This window comes from Achromobacter maghribensis (assembly GCF_057334215.1).
Genome location: NZ_JBHFII010000055.1, coordinates 128,797 through 133,412 on the forward strand (window position 1 = coordinate 128,797; position 4,616 = coordinate 133,412).

5 protein-coding genes are annotated in these 4,616 nt (G+C 64.3%); 3 read left to right on the top strand and 2 right to left on the bottom strand.

The window, feature by feature from the left end; all coding sequences use genetic code 11:
- The first annotated feature begins 41 nt into the window (after nt 1–41).
- The 3 genes from ACE039_RS24340 (at nt 42) to ACE039_RS24350 (ending at nt 2,831) form a co-directional block, all read left to right on the top strand.
- Nucleotides 42–413 carry a DUF2069 domain-containing protein gene (locus ACE039_RS24340; protein ID WP_105559795.1) on the top strand — a complete coding sequence of 124 codons (372 nt, stop codon included), beginning with the start codon at nt 42–44 and terminating at the stop codon, nt 411–413.
- Nucleotides 410–1,897, top strand: coding sequence for a protein adenylyltransferase SelO (locus ACE039_RS24345; RefSeq protein ID WP_485823535.1), 1,488 nt, complete (start codon nt 410–412; stop codon nt 1,895–1,897). The genes ACE039_RS24340 and ACE039_RS24345 overlap by 4 nt, the downstream gene beginning before the upstream one ends.
- Nucleotides 1,898–2,111: 214 nt before the next feature.
- On the top strand, nt 2,112–2,831 hold the full coding sequence (locus tag ACE039_RS24350; protein WP_105559797.1) for a response regulator transcription factor: 720 nt from the start codon (nt 2,112–2,114) through the stop codon (nt 2,829–2,831).
- A 26-nt stretch (nt 2,832–2,857) separates the two neighbouring features.
- On the opposite strand, the gene ACE039_RS24355 is transcribed toward ACE039_RS24350, so the two are convergent.
- Nucleotides 2,858–4,354, bottom strand: coding sequence for a sensor histidine kinase (locus tag ACE039_RS24355; protein ID WP_485823536.1), 1,497 nt, complete (start codon nt 4,352–4,354; stop codon nt 2,858–2,860).
- A gap of 77 nt (nt 4,355–4,431) precedes the next feature.
- Nucleotides 4,432–4,616, bottom strand: a 185-nt coding sequence (locus ACE039_RS24360; protein WP_485821187.1) for a hypothetical protein, incomplete at its 5' end; no start/stop codon positions are given.

Genomic DNA, 4,616 nt, shown 5'->3' on the forward strand with positions numbered 1-4,616 from the left:
GCCGGGCTCGGCGGGGCGATTCATCAGGCGATAATAGCAGCATGAACCCTGAACTCAACCCCCGCTTGCGCCTGCTGGCCTCGGTTTCACTGTTCGCCCTGATCGTCCTGTGCGTCACCTGGGAAACCGTGGTGGCGCCTGTGCGGCCGGGCGGTTCCTGGATGCTGCTGAAAGCGCTGCCGCTGGCTTTTCCGCTGCGTGGCATCCTGCGGGGAAACCTCTATACCTATCAGTGGGCGTCGATGCTGTCGCTGCTGTATCTGATGGAAGGCGCGGTGCGGGCCATGTCCGATCCGGCCCCGCTCTCGGTGCTGATGGCGTGGGGCGAGATCGTCCTGTCGTCCATCTTCTTCCTTAGCGCCATTTTCTATGTGCGTCCCGCCAAGCGGGCCGCAAGGAGCCAACGCGCATGACCGCTCAATCCTTATCCGAATTGCACGTCGTCAATACGTTCGCCGCGTTGCCCGCCGCGTTCTATACGCGGCTGACGCCGCAAGGGCTGAACCATCCGCGTCTGCTTCACGCCAACGCCGACGCAGCCGGGCTGATCGGCCTGGACCCCTCGGTGCTGTCCACGCCGGAATTCCTGTCGGTGTTTTCGGGTTCGCAGCCCCTGCCGGGCGGGGATACGCTGGCAGCCGTCTACAGTGGGCACCAGTTCGGGGTGTGGGCCGGCCAGCTGGGCGATGGGCGCGCTCATTTGCTTGGCGAAGTCGAAGGGCCGGCTGGCGGCTGGGAGTTGCAATTAAAGGGGGCAGGCATGACCCCGTACTCGCGCATGGGCGACGGCCGGGCCGTGCTGCGGTCGTCGGTGCGGGAATATCTGGCCAGCGAAGCCATGCACGGGCTGGGCATCCCCACGACGCGGGCGTTGGCGCTGGTGGTGTCCGACGATCCCGTCATGCGGGAAACGGTGGAGACTGCCGCTATCGTGACGCGAATGTCGCCCAGTTTCGTGCGGTTTGGCTCGTTCGAGCATTGGTCGTCTCGCCGCCAACCCGAGTTGTTGAAGACGCTGGCGGATTACGTTATCGACCGGTTCTACCCCGAGTGCCGGGAATCGCCCTCGGGCGAGCCTTTGTCCGAGACCGCGCCCTATATCAATCTGCTGCGCGCCGTCACGCGCCGTACCGCGCTACTGATGGCGGACTGGCAGGCCGTGGGTTTCTGCCACGGCGTCATGAATACGGACAACATGTCCATATTGGGCCTGACGCTGGACTACGGTCCGTATGGATTCATGGACGGTTTTCGCCTGGGGCATGTTTGTAATCATTCGGATACGGAAGGGCGCTATTCCTGGAACCGGCAACCGTCGGTGGCGCTATGGAACCTGTACCGGCTAGGCGGCAGCCTGCATGCGCTGGTGCAGGATGTCGAAGGCCTGCGCGCCGTGCTGGACGAATTCGAGGCGGTTTTCACCCGGGCGTTCCACGACCGGATGGGCGCAAAGCTGGGCCTGGCCGCCTGGCGTCCGGCCGATGAGGCGTTGCTGGACGACCTGCTCAAGCTGATGGACGCCAATCAGGCCGATTTCACTTTGTCGTGGCGGCGCTTGGCGGACGCCGTGCTGGGGCAACGCAACGCGTTCGAGGACCTGTTCGTTGACCGGCCAGCTGCCGCCGCCTGGCTGGACCAACTGCTGGCGCGGCAATCGCAGGACGGGCGCGCCGCGCAGGAGACGGCGCAGGCGATGAACCGCGTTAATCCGCTGTATGTCTTGCGCAACCACCTGGCGGAAGAGGCGATTCGAGCGGCCAAAATCGGTGATGTCGGCGAAATCGATACGTTGATGAAGCTGCTGCGCGCGCCTTTCACGGCGCAGCCCGGGTATGAACGCTATGCCGGACTGCCTCCGGATTGGGCCGGCAGCCTTGAAGTCAGTTGCTCGTCTTGACGACGTTTGACGCCAATGGCAAGAAAACGCATACCAAAATCTTGTGATTTACGTGAAAAAGCGATGAAAGAGAGTGAAATATCGCGGTTTTTTTCACTGCAATCATTCGTTTCCATTGTAAATCTCGTAAGATTGTCGCCTGCGGAACACTCAGGATGACATGCCGCATCCCTGGGGCATTTGTCGACAATTTTCAATATAAAGCACTCTGAATATGCCTGGCGCAGATGGTTTGCTATGTATCGGTCTGCTTGAGGATGATGCCGACTTCCGGGAGGAGTTGGCATTAGGCTTGGGCGGCTATGGTTTTCGGGTGGCGTTTGCTTGTGACAATGCTGCGGCGTTCTATCGCCGCCTGCAGGAGCAGCCGTGCGACATCGTCATCCTGGATGCGCACCTACCCGGCGAAGACGGCTTTTCCGTGGCGACCCGGTTGAGGGCGTTGAGTCCGGTGGGCATCGTCATGCTGACCGGCCGCAGCGCCCTGGAAGACCGTGTGCGCGGCTTGGAAGGCGGGGCGGACGTCTACATGACCAAGCCCGTGGATCTGCTTGAACTCAGTTCGGTCATTCGCAGCCTGGCCCGCCGCATGCGTCTGGCCAAGGCGCCCCGTCCGGCGGATGCGGAAACGCGCGCGTCGGCGGACAGCACGTGGTCCTTGCAGGACGGCGGCTGGATACTGGTGGCGCCTGACGGCGCGTCTTTGCACCTGAGCGCCCAGGAACGCACCTTTTTGATGGCTTTGATGGATGCGGCCGGCAGCGCCGTCAGCCGTCAGGTGCTTGCCGAACTCTTCTTGCCGGACAGCCCGGGCGGCTTCGAACTGCGCCGTATCGACGTGCTGGTGAGCCGCCTGCGCGCCAAAGCGCAAAGCGCCGGCCTGAAGCTACCGGTGCTGTCGGTGCGCGGCCAAGGCTACGTCTTCGCCGCCTGATTTCTGACGGGGCTTCGCCTGCGCGGCTAGCTTGCCGCAGCTGGGGCTTGCGGGACCTGGGCTTCCGGGGCCTGGGCTGGCAGCGTGATGATGAAACGCGTGCCGACCCCCACCTGGCTTTGCATGGTCAGCGACCCGCCCTGGTTCTGGCAGATTCGGCGCGCCAGGTACAAGCCGATGCCCATGCCCTGGGTCTCGCGATGCGCCGAGCGCCGAAAATGGGGTTCGAAGATTCGCGCTTGTTCCTCTTCGCCAATACCCGGGCCGCGGTCGATGACGGCCAGCCAAACCATCGGAATGCCGTCGGGACAGGTCTGGCCTGTTTCGATTCTGACGGGCTGATTGGCCGGCGAATACTTGATTGCGTTGTGGATCAGGTTGCGCACCACCACGCTGGTCAGGGGGCGATCGCAATACGCGGGCAGGGCGCCGCCGGCCTGAATCATCAACGCATGGGCGGTATCCGGCTGCATCGCCGTTACGACATCGCGCGCAATCTCGGCAAGATCGGTTTGTTCACCGCGCGGGGTCCAGGCCTGCTCCTCCAGGCGATCCTGGTTCAGCAACTGGTCCATCAATTCAGTCATCCGGCCGACCGAACGGTGTATCCGGCCCAGCCGGTTATCGACGGCCTCGCCACTGTCGGACAGGATCATGTCCAGCGATTGGGCCGCCGCGCTGATGGTAGCCAGCGGCGCGCGCAATTCGTGGGAGATCAGCGCGTTCATCTGGCGCTGCGTGTCCAGCGCGCCAGCCAGTTCGGCCAGCCGCAACTCGCCTTGGGCCAGATGCTCGACATCGGCGGGATCATGCCCGGCGCGATGAGCGGAGGTTTGCGGGGAGGCATGGCGGGTCAGCGCCAGGCTGAAGAGCGCGCCCGCGACCAGCAGCAGGCGCGCCAGCTCGATCATCGTGTCGGCGGTATCGGCGCCGTTGGACCGCCAGGCATCGGCTCCCAGCATCCAGGCCGACGCCGCATACGTGGCGGCCAGCGCCATCGACAGCCCGCGGCGCGTCTTGCGTACCGCGGCGCGGGTAGCGAACCAGAGGGCCAGCGGCACGCTCAGCACGGCGCAAAACCCGGCGATCGCAGCCGGGAACGAGCCGTTTTCGGTTTCATACACGAAGATCAGCGCCAACGCCGCAATGGCTGCCAGCGCGACGCTCAGGCCGCGGCAGACCGCCGCCAGTTTCGCGGCGTATGGCAAATCCGAGAGCAGCGGTGCGGTCAAGGCCAGCAAGGCCGCGAAAGATCCCGCTTGCAACGCGCCGGGCGGTAGAAAATCGGGCCATGACCGGAACAGGCCTTCGATCAGCATGAAGACGACGCCGGCGCCGTAGAGGGATTCGCGGGTGGCGCCCCAGGCGATGGCGCATGCCAGTCCGCCGGCGATGGCGGCGCCGGCTGTCAGCCCAAGCGGCATGTCTTCGGGGGAGACGTTCAGGCCCAATGCCAGGGCGGCGCCCGGCCAAAGGACGGCGCAGCACAGCGCGCATAGCAGCGTGCCCAACCGCGATGACACCGTTCGCGCACCGGTATTGGCGCGTCGCGCACGATGATGGCGAAAACGCCAGCGGGTGCGAAGAAACAATCCTTCCGTCAACTAGGAACCCATTGGTGATCCGGCGCGAGTTCGCGCTGATGCGAGAAGTTTACGACAGCCCCGCGTATCGCGCGGACGCCAAGACTTTCCAAAATGGCCTGGGTGGCCAAATCGGGCACGTCTTCGGCATAGACGGCCATGTCCAGGGTCGTGGCGGTGGCCACCACGGTGGCAGCCAGAT